The 13,465-nt window shown below is 38.3% G+C and carries 10 protein-coding genes; all 10 read right to left on the reverse strand.

Annotation, left to right across the window (positions count from 1 at the left end; all coding sequences use genetic code 11):
• Nucleotides 1-34: 34 nt before the first annotated feature.
• Nucleotides 35-2,284, reverse strand: coding sequence for a 5-methyltetrahydropteroyltriglutamate--homocysteine S-methyltransferase (gene metE / locus MK403_RS01830; protein ID WP_268708779.1), 2,250 nt, complete (start codon nt 2,282-2,284; stop codon nt 35-37).
• 244 nt (nt 2,285-2,528) lie between these two features.
• On the reverse strand, nt 2,529-2,891 hold the full coding sequence (locus tag MK403_RS01835; RefSeq protein ID WP_268708780.1) for a TIGR02328 family protein: 363 nt from the start codon (nt 2,889-2,891) through the stop codon (nt 2,529-2,531).
• Nucleotides 2,875-3,279 carry a YbgA family protein gene (locus MK403_RS01840; RefSeq protein WP_268708781.1) on the reverse strand — a complete coding sequence of 135 codons (405 nt, stop codon included), beginning with the start codon at nt 3,277-3,279 and terminating at the stop codon, nt 2,875-2,877. The genes MK403_RS01835 and MK403_RS01840 overlap by 17 nt, the downstream gene beginning before the upstream one ends.
• Nucleotides 3,280-3,409: 130 nt before the next feature.
• A complete protein-coding gene (locus MK403_RS01845; protein WP_268708782.1) occupies nt 3,410-4,495 on the reverse strand; it encodes a HigA family addiction module antitoxin in 1,086 nt (361 codons plus the stop codon).
• Nucleotides 4,488-4,826: a type II toxin-antitoxin system RelE/ParE family toxin gene (locus MK403_RS01850; RefSeq protein WP_268708783.1), complete on the reverse strand. Its 339-nt coding sequence runs from the start codon at nt 4,824-4,826 to the stop codon at nt 4,488-4,490. The genes MK403_RS01845 and MK403_RS01850 overlap by 8 nt, the downstream gene beginning before the upstream one ends.
• Nucleotides 4,827-5,002: 176 nt before the next feature.
• Complete coding sequence (locus MK403_RS01855) at nt 5,003-6,391, reverse strand: hypothetical protein (RefSeq protein WP_268708784.1); 1,389 nt, start codon at nt 6,389-6,391, stop codon at nt 5,003-5,005.
• A 5-nt stretch (nt 6,392-6,396) separates the two neighbouring features.
• Entirely contained in the window at nt 6,397-7,470 is a 1,074-nt protein-coding gene (locus MK403_RS01860) for a hypothetical protein (protein ID WP_002914303.1), read from the reverse strand.
• An 18-nt stretch (nt 7,471-7,488) separates the two neighbouring features.
• Nucleotides 7,489-8,733 carry a restriction endonuclease subunit S gene (locus MK403_RS01865; protein ID WP_268708785.1) on the reverse strand — a complete coding sequence of 415 codons (1,245 nt, stop codon included), beginning with the start codon at nt 8,731-8,733 and terminating at the stop codon, nt 7,489-7,491.
• Entirely contained in the window at nt 8,726-10,330 is a 1,605-nt protein-coding gene (locus MK403_RS01870) for an HsdM family class I SAM-dependent methyltransferase (RefSeq protein ID WP_268708786.1), read from the reverse strand. Before MK403_RS01870 ends, MK403_RS01865 begins: the two co-directional genes overlap by 8 nt.
• Nucleotides 10,330-13,392: a type I restriction endonuclease gene (locus tag MK403_RS01875; RefSeq protein ID WP_268708787.1), complete on the reverse strand. Its 3,063-nt coding sequence runs from the start codon at nt 13,390-13,392 to the stop codon at nt 10,330-10,332. Before MK403_RS01875 ends, MK403_RS01870 begins: the two co-directional genes overlap by 1 nt.
• Nucleotides 13,393-13,465 lie beyond the last annotated feature (73 nt).

Genomic DNA, 13,465 nt, shown 5'->3' on the forward strand with positions numbered 1-13,465 from the left:
CTTGATCAGTCAGCGTCAAGAGAGAAATCCTATCTTACAATTTCTCACGCGCAGCCTTAGCTGCTTCGACAAGGCGAATCAAGCTTTCTTTTGTTTCTGGAATACCACGTGTTTTCAAACCACAGTCAGGATTAATCCAAACTTTCTTGCTTGGTACTTTAGCAAGGATAGCTTCGATAGTGTGGTCGATTTCGCCTTCGTTTGGCACACGAGGTGAGTGGATATCGTAAACCCCAGGTCCCACTTCTGTTTGGAAGTTTTTCGCTTTGAGTTCGTCCAAGATTTCAAGGTTTGAACGGCTTGCTTCAAAGGAAATAACGTCCGCATCCATGTTGTCGATAGCTGGGATGATATCTGTAAATTCTGAGTAACACATGTGGGTGTGGATTTGTGTGTCTGGCGCTACTGTAGAGTGTACCAAGCGGAAGGCTGGAATAGCCCAGTCAAGGTAATCTTCATACCAGTCGCTACGACGGAGTGGCAATTTCTCACGGAGAGCAGCTTCGTCGATTTGGATGATTTTCACGCCAGCAGCTTCAAGATCAAGCACTTCATCCTTGATAGCAAGGGCGATTTGAAGAGTTGAGTCCTTGATAGAGATGTCTTCACGTGGGAATGACCAGTTGAGGATGGTAACAGGTCCAGTCAACATACCCTTAACAGGTTTGTCAGTACGGCTTTGTGCGTAGCTAGACCATTTAACAGTGATTGGGTTGAGACGAGTGACATCACCCCAGATGATTGGTGGTTTCACCCCACGCATACCGTATGATTGTACCCAACCATTCTTAGAGAAGAGGTAACCTGACAAGTTTTGACCGAAGTACTCAACCATGTCGTTACGCTCGAACTCACCGTGTACAAGCACGTCAAATCCAACTTCTTCTTGCCATTTGATCCATTCGTCGATAGTTTCGGCAAGGAAAGCATCGTATTCTTCTTGTGACAATTCACCTTTACGGTAAGCCAAACGTTTAGCACGGACTTCCTTAGTTTGAGGGAATGAACCGATGGTTGTTGTTGGAAGTGCTGGAAGTTTGAAAGCTTCTTCTTGGATGGCTTCACGTTCCGCAAAGGCTGGCAAACGAGTGTAGTCTGCGTCAGTCAATCCAGCGATGCGCGCACGAAGTTCTGTATTTTCACCCACACGCTCAGTCGCAAAGAGTTCTTTATTAGCTGCAAGAGCTTCTGCACCTTGACCATTGCGGATAGCATCCAAATCACGAAGTTCTTCCAATTTTTCAACTGCAAAGGCAAAGTGGTTCAAGATTGCTGGTTCAAATTCTTCGTTAGCAGTTGTAAATGGCACATGAAGAAGTGAGCATGAGCTTGTCAATACGATGTTTTCAGCTGGAATTTGCTCAAGAACAGCCAAGCTCTTTTCGTAGTTGTTGCGCCAGATGTTTTTACCATTGACGATACCTGCATAGAGAGTCTTATCAGCTGGGAAACCACCTTTAACGAGTTCAAGAGTTTTCTTACCTTCAACGAAGTCCAAACCAATGGCATCTACTGGCAAGTTCACAAGGTCAGAGTAGACATCACGCACATCACCGAAGTAAGTTTGAAGCAAGACCTCAAGACCTTTCTTGTCAGCCAAGAGTTTGTTGTAGAGGTTCAAGAAGAGAGCTTTTTCTTCAGCTGTCAAGTCTTTGACAAGAGCCGCTTCGTCTAGTTGGATGCGAGTCGCACCAAGTTCAGCCAATTTAGCAAAAACTTCTTGGTATGCAACTACTAAGCTATCTACGAAGTCTTCTGCTTTCACGCCTTCTTCAAAGTCTGACAATTGAAGGAAAGTGAATGGCCCTACAAGGACTGGACGAGTGTTGAGACCAAGTTCTTTGGCTTCTTGGAACTCATCAAAAATCTTGTGACCAGCCAATTTAACTTGAGTGTCTTTTTCAAATTTAGGCACGATGTAGTGGTAGTTGGTGTTGAACCATTTCTTCATCGGAAGGGCACGAACGTCCCCTTTTTCTCCTTGGTAACCACGACCCAAAGCAAAGTAGCGCTCAAGGTCAGACAAGTCCAAGTTTTGAACTGAAGCAGGTACCACATTGAAAAGGAAAGCTGCATCTAAGAAGTTATCATAGTGAGAAAAGTCATTTGATGGGATTTCAGTGATGCCTTTTTCTTTGACAATGTTCCAGTGTTTTGCACGCAATTCTTTAGCCGCCGCCAAGAGTTCTTCTTCTGAGATTTCTTTTCTAAAGTATTTTTCAGTTGTAAATTTTAATTCGCGGAATTCGCCCAAACGAGGGAAACCGATGATTGTAGTTGACATGATGTGTCCTCCAAAATTTGTTGTTGAAACTATCTTAACAGAAAAGAAACTGTCTGTATAATTGTAAATAATTAGGATTTGATATAGTTTGAAACTATATCGCTCTTTTGGTCAAAAGAAAAAGACTTGAGACCAGCATCTCAAATCCTTGGTATTGCTTGTTTTATGGCTGTATTTTAGTTAGAATGCTCAAACGAGCTATTGACGATTCTTATAAGTGACTATGGCATGCTATTAGAAAAGACTATAACTCTATCCCCTTCTCTCGGAGATTAGCTAAGCACTCCTCGTAGTAGGCTACATCATGCTCACTGTAGATAGGATTGCCCAACCTTTCCTCAGGCAAGTCTTGATAAGAAGGACAGGTCTTGCCACGGTAGTTCTTGTCCAGCCACTCTGGACTGACATTGTAGCCACGGTCAGCCATTTCCTCCATAATCAAGCGATGATAAGCATAGAGACGATAAGGCGAGTGGGTAAAGACATAGTCCACCGTCGCATGCTTTCTGCCCCAGCCATTGCCACGAAGAGCACAGCACTCTCGATGTTGTCCCAAAAGTTGAGGACGGGGAAGTTGTGAAATCAAAGCCTCATGCCAAAGTCTCATGGGAGTCTCCTTTCAGTAAAGTCGAATGTTGCAAGTAGGTATTGGGATAGCGGTCAAGCAAGTCTCGAGTTTTAGCGATCAAGTCTTCCTTGGAAGCCTGACCAAAGCGGTAGCGATCCAGCAAAAGCATATAGTCCTTGCGCTCAACATCTGTCGCTTTCTTTTTGAAATAGCCCCAAATATGCTGAAAGGCATTGCAAACCTGACCCCTATGCTCTGGGATCTGACAGGCACGGTCAATCATCTCTTGAACCAGACTCAGCTCCACCACTTCTTGCTTGAGATACTGGCGAATCTCATTGTAAATTTTGCTGGAATGACTCAAAACGAGGTATTTGTTCCTAGCCCATAGTTGCTGGCACTGGGATTTTTGGTTAGTTTGTTCCATCTTTCTCCTTACTTTCTATCCGTTTCCAGGAAATATGGAAACAATGTTGTACCTTAAAAATGAGCGAATTAATGACTTCACATGACTGACTGTATGAATCTTTTTTCTTCTTCTAAAAATTTCCTGACACTTAGGAAACAAAGTAATAATTCTCTTTTAGTTCTCGGAAACGGTCAAAACCTAGAATACCCTCATTTTGTAATCTGCCTAAGACAACACTAGGATGAATATCGATTTCCTCCGCAAAACATATGATATCCGTCTTATCAAAGTTTCCTTTTTCTACAAAAGCTTGATAATCTTCTGGTCTAATCAAGAAATCTTTCGCAAATTGATCTGCCTGTTCCTCAGAACGAAGATAGGACTCACTGTTTCCTTCATCAGATGAAAAATCATTCTCCAGAATGTGTCCAATCTCATGGAAAAGTGAGAACCAGAAAATATCTGATGCTTTATTTCGATCCGTCAGTAAAAGCAAGGCACTACCATTACTGAACTTTTTAGTCGCTCCATTCAAATTGGCATTTGGCAAAGCAGGTAAACCGACTAGGACAACACCACAGTCTAGCAAGATATCATACAAGCGTTGAGGAAAAACTTCTGGATTTTGTCTGGTCAACTTTCTCAAAGCTGGCAGGCTTCTCTCTAGCTTTCTGCGATTTAGCTTAGTTGTCGTTTTATCACGTGCTTTTTTAGATGCCAACTCCAGCATGATATTAGAGTTTACTATACTTTTAGTTGTAAACTCACGCGTATTCCGATAGCTGACTAAATGGTTAAAAGATATAAGGTTTTCTAAACTTGCCACACCTAAAATCTTGCGAAGCTCAATAATCTTTTCCTTCAAGCTATAGCGTTTGTCTGGAACGTAGCCTTCTTCCTTAAAATACTTGAAATCTATCATCTCACAGATTTCTTTCTCGCTACCTTCTTCTAACTCTTTTTGTTCTACAATCTCTGCCACTTTTACATCGTAAGCATTCTGAAGATTGAGCCAGGTTTGCATAGAAACTCCGCTTAGCTTGGCTAACTTATGAGCCGTCTCTTTACTAATAGACTCCTCCGCATTGACCAGCTTACTAACAGTCTTTGCCGAAACTCCCAAACGCTCCGCAAATTCTTTCTGCGTTACGTTATAATCTTCAATCAACTCTTCAACGTACTGACCTGGATGAAAAGCAATCAGGTCTTTGTATTCAACAATTTTATTACTCATAGTGATTGCTGACCTCCTCTATTTTTAGGATTTCGATTTCAATGGGACTAGGAAAAACCTTTTCTAGATCCTCCTCACGAAATTCTACAATCAACCGATAGGAACTCTTTCGACCGTCTATATCCAAAGCAAACTGTCCCTGTCTCTTTCCCTTGAGTTGGTGAAAGTGATACTTAGGAAATGCTGTCACACTAGCCAAAGAATCCGCCGCTTCCAAAAAGTTGATCAACTGATGCAACTTTACAGCAATCTTATCCGAAAAATCTTTTTTCGCCCGCTTCAGCTCTGTGCACTGCTTTTTAACAGATTTGTTTGTATAGATAAGCTTCATATGTTCCTTTCCGTTAAATTAAATTACCTTTTAGGTAATTTAATTATACCATCTTTAGACAATAAAAACCAGCCAAAAGTTGATTTGGCTGGGATATACGCTATTATTTAGTAAATATAAACATCATGTTTTTTTAACAACTTACAAATATTCAGAATTCAAATAGACTTATTGATTCAAAAATGTTGACTAAAGAAATCAACTATATTCTTATAAAATTCACAATGAGTGTACAAACATGGATGTAAATAAACAAATAATATAGAAAAAGCAACAAAAACTGTAATTAAATATACAATTTTATGACTCCATTTTTCAACCTGTATTAAATCATTTATTTTGTCTTTATAATCTTGCTTCAACTCATTAAAATAATCTTCTTCAACATTATAAAAAATACTATACATATTTTCTATTTTTTTGTATTCTAACTCAATAGATTTTGATTCACAATTCCATCCTTTTAAACGATTTATTCCTATTACAAGAATCAAATAGAACAATCCAACAATAAGAGTTAACAACATAGCTGATCTAGTAGAGAAATTTTTAAGAATAAAAGTTGTTAAAACTGTTACTACCAAAACTAAAATTTGTTGCAACAATGAATTTGTTATAGTTTTTATACTATTGGAAGTCTTCCTTTGCAGATTAGTGAAGTCTTCAGTGATTTTTTTCTTATCATCAATATATTTTTTTAACTTATCTTTTATAAATAAATTATAATTAATTTTTAATTTTTTCCAGGTTATGTCTATGTCTTTATCATCTATTTTTAATTTATTATTTACTAAATCTGAGAACAGTTCTCTAAAAATAATTAACTTTTCATAATAAGTTTTATCATCACTAAAAATAAAGTCAAAAATATTTTCAAAATTATTGAAAAATTTTTCTGTTACACTAACATCATCTAATTTTAAGATTGCATTTTTTTCAAAACTAATTACAAATTCAGTATTTTCTCCATTATCAGAGATCATTCGTTCAGATAGTAAATCCAATAAATTAATTAATGATATTTTTTTACAATCTTCGTAGTTAATATTAGTAATCACATTTGGCAAAGCACATATCTTCACGTGATTAAATTCTGATTTAGTTAGAACTATTTTAGGAATCTTTAATTCTTCTGTTACTAGAGAAAATATTGGAGAAATAATTCTAAAATCACCTTTAAAAATATCTATCGCAATTTTATTATGTCTATTTTTTAATTCTTTTATTGCAATTTTTCTTAAAAATTCTTTTTCGAATTCAATAAAATCTTTTTCTGAGTAAAAGAATATCTTTTTATTTTTTTCAGGAACTAAGTTTTGTTCAATAGTAAGAATAATAATATTTTCACTCTCAGGATTATCAAACTGAGCAAATGGAAAATCATTACATCTAACACTTATATTATCTGGTAAGGGTAATGAAAAATCATGTTTAAATTTACTAACTTCTTTTTCGTAAACTATAAACTTAATATTATATTTAAATATTCTCTCCTTTTCTAAAAAATTAAACCAACTCCCTTGCAAATTATAATTGCTGATCGAAGAAAAAATTTGGTTACACATAATAATCACCTCTTCAATATTGTGATCCTATCTGTATTTATCTTCATTATTGAATAATTCCCTTCTACCTCCCATACAACATCTCCTTGTTCCAATAAACTATCAAAAACTCTAATCTCTAACTCTTTATTATTATCCTTTGAAACATACACTGTCCTTGGTGGTGTTTTTAGCTCGGCTGTAAATGTAAATATAACCGTGCCATTTCTTTTTTTGGCATTTTGATATGCTTCTTGAGCTAGTTTTTCAGAATCCATATAGGTTCCAGCTTTTTCAAAATCAAGTAAAGTACTAATTTCCCCAATCAAACCATCAAAAGATGTCTCTCGTTTTTGAGATAAAAAACTTTGTAATCTCTCTTTTACATCGTTAGAAGAGTTATTAGACTTTAGATATGGTTTTGAAACTATTTCAATTGCTTCTATAGCTGCTTTTGCTGCTGAATCAGGATCATCAATGACGTTTGTACTTTCTAAAAACGTTTTGAAGAAGTAACGAGAAATATTATCATCAGTCCTATCTAATACCCTTGAATGAATATTTTCTCTTTCTGAATTGCTTGGCTCTGTTCCTTCTTTAAAAGAAATAGTTCTATCTTTGAATATTACAGTAGCTTTCTGAAGCCTAGATTTTTTATCAGGTAAGATTCTATCAAGTGTCTTTAAAGTATTTTCATCCGTGACTTGTATAGCAGTTCCAGTTTCCATTTTTACTATAAAAAGCACCTCACTATCATTTAGCATAGTGGTTAGTACTACTAGATAGAAATCATTATGGAATTGATTGCCTATTGCATCCTTAAACTTACTTGCAATATCATCTGAGTTTGACTTAAATTTATTATGACTAACAAATATCTCAGAAATGTTTGTAACCATTTGAGAAGTTCTTCGATTAAATCTAAAATTTTTTGCAAATTTATCGTCCATACATTTTTGAACTCGTGTGTCTAAATCATCAATAATTTTATCGAATTCTTCTTTAAAATCAATTGAGCTTGATTCGAAGATTTTCCCTGATACTACATTAACATTGTCACTTTCTCTTGAAAAATGAAACAATCTTAGTCGCTTTTCCATCTTATCATCTCCTTAATATTATGCCTTCACCTGTCCGTTCATCAGCATTGGCAAGAGCCAATCGCGAAGTTGGGTGAGTTCTTGGTTTTGATTTTCTAGAATCTGTTGTTTTAACATTATGGGTTGTAGTTTGGCATCTAATTTTGAAATAATTTCAATCGGTGGAACTACAATCTTAGCCTGCTTTAAATGGTCCTGAGTAATATGTCCCATAGTTGTTTTTCTCAACTCAGCAATTGCTTTAAATACCTTCAAATAGCTTTTCAATTCAAAGTAGATGAAGGATTTTGGATAAGTATCCGAAGTAACTTTAAAAATATGTTGATTTAAAGCTCCTCTTTCTTTCCCCCAGATTATAACCTCTAATGTTGCAGACCAAGAAAATAATATATCCCCTCTCTCTACAACTGCTTCTGTTGGAATATCTAATCTCGCTTTTTCCGTATCCTTTGAGAAACCATTCATCATTTCTCGAATTTTAATAACTGGAAGATAACCATCCTCATTTGTATCTGGTCTATATTTTTGCATAGCAAGACCATTATAAAAATTCGCTATATTCCATAAGGAATCCACTCCCCACCCTTCTGGGATTTCGCGTTTGAGTTCTGGGTTATAGACCATCTTTCCGCCTGATGATTTGTAGGGTTTGCCATTCTGGTCTGGGAAATCAAACTGCACAAACCAGTAGTCATAGAGGGTCTTAGCCATGTCTTCCAACTCTTGGTTGATTTGGTTGTTGATTTGGATTTTTTTATCTAGTATACTCAAAAAAATCGCAATATTTTTCTGAGTTTGAATTTTTGGAATATCTACTTGAACATCATAAATTTTCTCTGGCGAGGTATGCTTAACTTTTGTTCCAGATGCAGAACGACTTATCTGCTGTCTAACTGATTGTGTCATAAATAAATAGTAAGCAAAATCTTTATTCAAGGATTCATTACAAGAAATCAAACCTATTCGCTGATTATGTAAATATCGATTATCTTCAGGAACTATCGCTGTACTACCTAATAAACCAGCAGCTTGTTCAGTCATTGCAACAACCAAATCCCCTTTTGAGCATAAGTATTCTTTCGGATAATCTCCACTATAAAACCTATCTTTCGAAGGATTTGCTTTGAATCCGCCAGATTCATAAAAGTTTCCCGGAGTTAATATACTTTGAACTCCCGTATCTGAAAAAAATTCTCCTTTAAAAGCCCAACCATGTTTCACCCTAAGCAGCTCACCTAATTTATACCTTTTCCACTCACTCATACTTCAACCCCTTCATTTGCTCTTCAATCACCTGCTCCAATGCATGCGATTGCTGGAAGAGGTCTGAAAGTTTGTTTTGAAAGGCTGTCATCTTGGCTTCAAACTCTTCTGCTGTGATATCCACATAGTCGATCTTGATGTCAAAGTATTGGCCCGCGCTAAGAGAGTAGTTTTTCTCCTTGATGTCCTCATAAGAGATGGTGACAGAAAAGTCCTCAACGGCCTCTTTCTTGATAAAGGTCTCGACGATCTTCTGCTCTTCCTCTGGAGAGAGCACTGTCTTTTGGTTCTTGCCTTCCTTGACCTTGGTTCCGAGGTTTGAGGCATCAATGAGGACGACATCGCCCTTGTTTTTCTTATCGATAAAGAGGATAGAGACGTTGGTACCTGTCGTCGCAAAGATATTAGACGGCATAGAAACGACACCAGCCAGCATTTGATTGTCCACCAAATGTTGACGGATGGCCTTATCAATACCTGATTGGGCAGTGATAAATCCTGTTGGCAAGACAACGGCTGCTTGACCGTCTGACTTCAAGGAATAGATGATATGCTGAACAAAGAGCTCGTAAATCGCCATCTTATCCTTAGACTTGGCTGGAACTTTTGGCACTCCTGCAAAGAAACGCTCACTGGCTTCTGGCAAGCTTTCCACTCGGTCACGCCATTCTGAAAAATCTAGCTTGAAAGGCGGGTTAGACACGATATAGTCCATCTTTTCAGGATGACGATTGGCGATGATGGTATTTCCCTGTACGATATTATGGATGGAGTGTTGCAGTCCATTCAAGATCAGATTAAGACGGAGGAGATTAGACGATTTTTGTGAGATATCCTGACTATAGACAGTGGTCTTATCCACACCGATACGACTAGCCAGATTCATAAGCAAGGTTCCCGAACCAGCTGACGGGTCATAGATCCGCACGTTTGATGGTTGGTCATTTCCAACCAAGATATCAGCGATAATCTTAGCCACAGAGTGAGGCGTGTAGTACTCGGCGTACTTACCACCGCCATCTTTGTTGTAGTCCTTAATCATGTACTCAAAGAGGGTAGAGAAAAAGTCGAAACCTTGTGAAAAAATGGTCTCATCAAACTTGACTCGAGTAAGAAGATTGATAATGGCTTTTGCCACTTCGTTACGCTTACTGCTATCTGAGATGGTATCGGTAATCAGACGCTCGTCAAAAAGACGAATAGCCGTATCTCCGTCCGTATGCACAGAGAAGATATCATTATTGTCAATGGCGATTTGGTTAAGAGTATTTTCAAAAATCTCATAGAAAGTCGCCTCGTTTTGCTGACGGTGAAGCGTTTCGATCAACTGCTCTGGCTTGATCCAAGCTGTGCTGGTACCGATATCCTCCAAGAGCCAGTCATAGTCTTCCTCACTCATGGTCAACAAGTTTTCATAGGTATTCCCTGCATCTAGTACCTGTGCTTGATATAAAAACTTATCATTTAAAAATTTGTAGAGGAAAGACTGGGTGAGGAGTTTGTACTCACCCGCTTCTCCTCCTAGTCCTGCATGGGTAAAGACGGCTTTTAAATCATCTACCAAGTCTTGGACTTGGACCTTGTATGTCTCATTCATTAGTGTTGGTATTCCTCTTCATATCCTTCAAATAGCGATTCAACCAATCGATCAAAATCTTGTTTGGCCATATTGCTAGCTGATTGGTTTTTCTTCATCTCTTTTCGGGCTTGCTCGCGAATCATTCGCTTTAGGTATTCCTCATTATCTAGAACCCCTTGATTTTGACCGATTCTATGGTCTAATTTAACCTTAGAACCTTTGATGACATGGTAAATAGCAGGAAATTCACTGACCATAGTCGAGTTGGTCACATGCTTGTATGAACGAGCTGCCATTTCATCTCCGTTAAAGTTCATAGTCAAACGTCTCATACGAGTATAATAATCCTCCACTGACTTAAAGAGTTCTTCATAGTCTTTTTGTGTTTCCTTGATATTTTCCATTGTATAGCCTTCTTGGCCATAGATAAAATGTTTTTGCATGATACGTTGGAATTCTTCGTAGAGAGAAACCCACTCAGGATCCTTTTCATCACGCTGTTTTTTAATCTTACCAGCTACCCGACGTCTCCAATCCTCCAGGTCATTAGCTGCTAGGCGAAGTTCTTCCTCTGCAATCTTGACAAAACTAAAACTGGTCTCAGACATGGCTAAATTTAAGAGCGTTTGACTAGAAAAGTCAGCTGGTTTATCAATCAAGGACAGTGTCAGCATCCGTCTAGAGAGGATATTGAGCAAGGTTGCGACCTGAGCAATGTCAATCTGCTCGATCAAGTGATGGTAACCAAGGAGACGAGCAATATTGTAATACTGCTTGATCGACTCCAAAGCTTTTCGTAGATCAATTAACTGCTTTCTATCCTTGATATCATTGATAGCTTGGGAAAAGTATTCCAGATTATCCGTTGGATAGTCAAGTAAGATTAGCTCAGTCTTCCTTAATTCATGAGAAATCTCGTCTGCAGGGACAAAGAGCGATCCAAAAACATCCTCTCCATTTTCCCCAGTCAAGGCTGTATCATACTCTTGATTGAGTTCTTCTAGATAGGCACGATTGGTCCTGTCAAACTCTTTCGAAATATCCGCGAAGTCGATGACATAGCCAAAGAGATAGTCCTTGTAAGGACGATTGACACGGGTTAGAGTCTGTAAAAGGTTATGAGCCTTGATTTTACGCCCTAGGTAGAGACGTTTGAGACGAGGGGCATCAAAACCTGTCAAGAGCATGGAGTAGACGATGATAAGGTCAATTTTGCCTTCTTTGTAAGCATCTACCTTGTCTTTCTTCTCTTCCTTATCTCCCTCATCATGGAGAATCAATGCAGATGTCAAGTTGATTGTTCCAACTTTACGACGTTTTTCTAATTGCTTTTCAAGCTCACGCGCCTGCTTTGACGAGTCACAGACGATCATGCCACCAATCGTCTGATCATCAAAAATTACATCACGTGCACGATTAAAGTCCTCAATGATAAAGTCTAACATAGGTTCTACATAACGAGTGTGAGCAAAGATATCCTCCTTGGACAAGCCTCCACGTTGGATCTCTTCATTGATGGATCTGAGATTGTCTTTATAAGAAGTCTCGATATCTTCTCGCATCAAACGTAGGGTAAAGCCATCATCGATAGACTGGTTGTAGTAGTATTTGTGGATATAGTCCCCAAAAATATCACGTGTGGTCGCATGATTTTCCTTGGTCTTGCCATCTTTCTTATAGGTAATCAATGGGGTCCCAGTCAAAGCAATCTTGATTGCATTGGTGTCTGCCTGATAGAGATTTGGTAGGTAGGAACCGCGTTCATTATAAGAGCGATGGGCTTCATCGATAAAATAGATATTTTGACGATGGAGGTCATAACCAGAGCGGTCAGTTAAGTCTGAATTATCCTTGAACTTCTGGATATTGACCACAGCGACATCATAGCCATCTTGTTTTTGATTGAGCTCTTGAGGGCTGTTAATACGCTTAACCTTGAGCCCTCGTTTGGTAAATTCTTTAAAGGCTTGGTCTGCCAGATCCAAACGATCCACGACAAAGTAAAACTGAGGGACAATTCTCTGTTTTGAGAAATAATTGGTCAGATAGCGGATATTGAAGAAAGCCAAGGCAGTCTTACCTGAACCTTGTGTATGCCAGATAACACCCTTCTTGACACCTTTTGCAATTGTCTCTTCAATGGCACGTGTCGCAAAATACTGAGGGTAACGCATGACATGCTTCTGCAGTTGCATTGGACCATCCTTGCTCTCTTCCTCTACATAGACTAGGCCAAAACGAAGCATAAAGAGTAGGCGTCCTTTCTGATACAAGGAGGACAGAAAGGCATTGCAAGGTGTGTCAGGGTTTAGATTTGTTGTGAATTCTGGCTGGGACTTGAGGGCAAAGTGGTTCATATCATCTAAGACGAAGTCGATTTGGTCCTCTGTTAAGGTTGCTAAGGAATGAAGAAAATCTTCTTCTCTTTCTTCCTTGAAAGCATTAAACTTGGTTTTTGAATAGGCATTTGAACCGTAGTAAGAGCCCTGTTTCTGTTGACCTTGTCCACTGATATAGGGCAAGTTATCAGACAGAGCTATCAACTGGGTGATATTGTTAAAACGGCGGAACTTGCGATTTTCAAAACGTTGTCTAGTTCTGTCTTGCTCCGACTGAATTCCTGTTTTCCCATCTCGAATCGCATTTGGCTGTTTCACTTCGATATAAGAAAGAGGCAGACCATTGATAAATACGACAATGTCAGGACGGAATTCATCCTGGCCGTTTTTACAAGTGACTTCAAGCGCTAGATGAAAAGTATTGGCTTCAGGGTTTTCCCAGTCAATATAAACAGTATCTTCCTGACCTTGCAGGCGTCTAAAGAAAGAACGTCCCAAGTCATTTTGATCTAGTTCCAACTTGATATTGGCCAGTTCTCTCTCAAAGTCTTCCTCTGTCAGGTAGTTGTTAAATTTTAAAAATTGCTCCTTAAAAACAGATACGAGGATATTGGTATCTGGATCACGTTCTACAATCTCCTTCCCATTACGAGGAAGATAGGTATAGCCCAGTCTCATAAGGTGTAGAGCTGCTGGAATTTGTACCCTGGTTAATTCAGAAAAATCTTTTTTCTTTGCCATCAAAAAACCTTTCTTATGCTTTGTAAGAATAGTTTGTTCTAAACGCTTCATTCTATTCAACTGTTTCAACTAT

It is taken from the genome of Streptococcus oralis (genome assembly GCF_026782285.1).
Lineage (GTDB): Bacteria > Bacillota > Bacilli > Lactobacillales > Streptococcaceae > Streptococcus > Streptococcus oralis_CG.

Coding starts and splice junctions, on each gene's coding strand:
- MK403_RS01845 (WP_268708782.1), bottom strand. CDS start 4,495: ATGAGTAATAAAATTGTTGAATACAAAGACCTGATTGCTTTTCATCCA.
- MK403_RS01850 (WP_268708783.1), bottom strand. CDS start 4,826: ATGAAGCTTATCTATACAAACAAATCTGTTAAAAAGCAGTGCACAGAG.
- metE (WP_268708779.1), bottom strand. CDS start 2,284: ATGTCAACTACAATCATCGGTTTCCCTCGTTTGGGCGAATTCCGCGAA.
- MK403_RS01855 (WP_268708784.1), bottom strand. CDS start 6,391: ATGTGTAACCAAATTTTTTCTTCGATCAGCAATTATAATTTGCAAGGG.
- MK403_RS01840 (WP_268708781.1), bottom strand. CDS start 3,279: ATGGAACAAACTAACCAAAAATCCCAGTGCCAGCAACTATGGGCTAGG.
- MK403_RS01865 (WP_268708785.1), bottom strand. CDS start 8,733: ATGAGTGAGTGGAAAAGGTATAAATTAGGTGAGCTGCTTAGGGTGAAA.
- MK403_RS01875 (WP_268708787.1), bottom strand. CDS start 13,392: ATGGCAAAGAAAAAAGATTTTTCTGAATTAACCAGGGTACAAATTCCA.
- MK403_RS01870 (WP_268708786.1), bottom strand. CDS start 10,330: ATGAATGAGACATACAAGGTCCAAGTCCAAGACTTGGTAGATGATTTA.
- MK403_RS01860 (WP_002914303.1), bottom strand. CDS start 7,470: ATGGAAAAGCGACTAAGATTGTTTCATTTTTCAAGAGAAAGTGACAAT.
- MK403_RS01835 (WP_268708780.1), bottom strand. CDS start 2,891: ATGAGACTTTGGCATGAGGCTTTGATTTCACAACTTCCCCGTCCTCAA.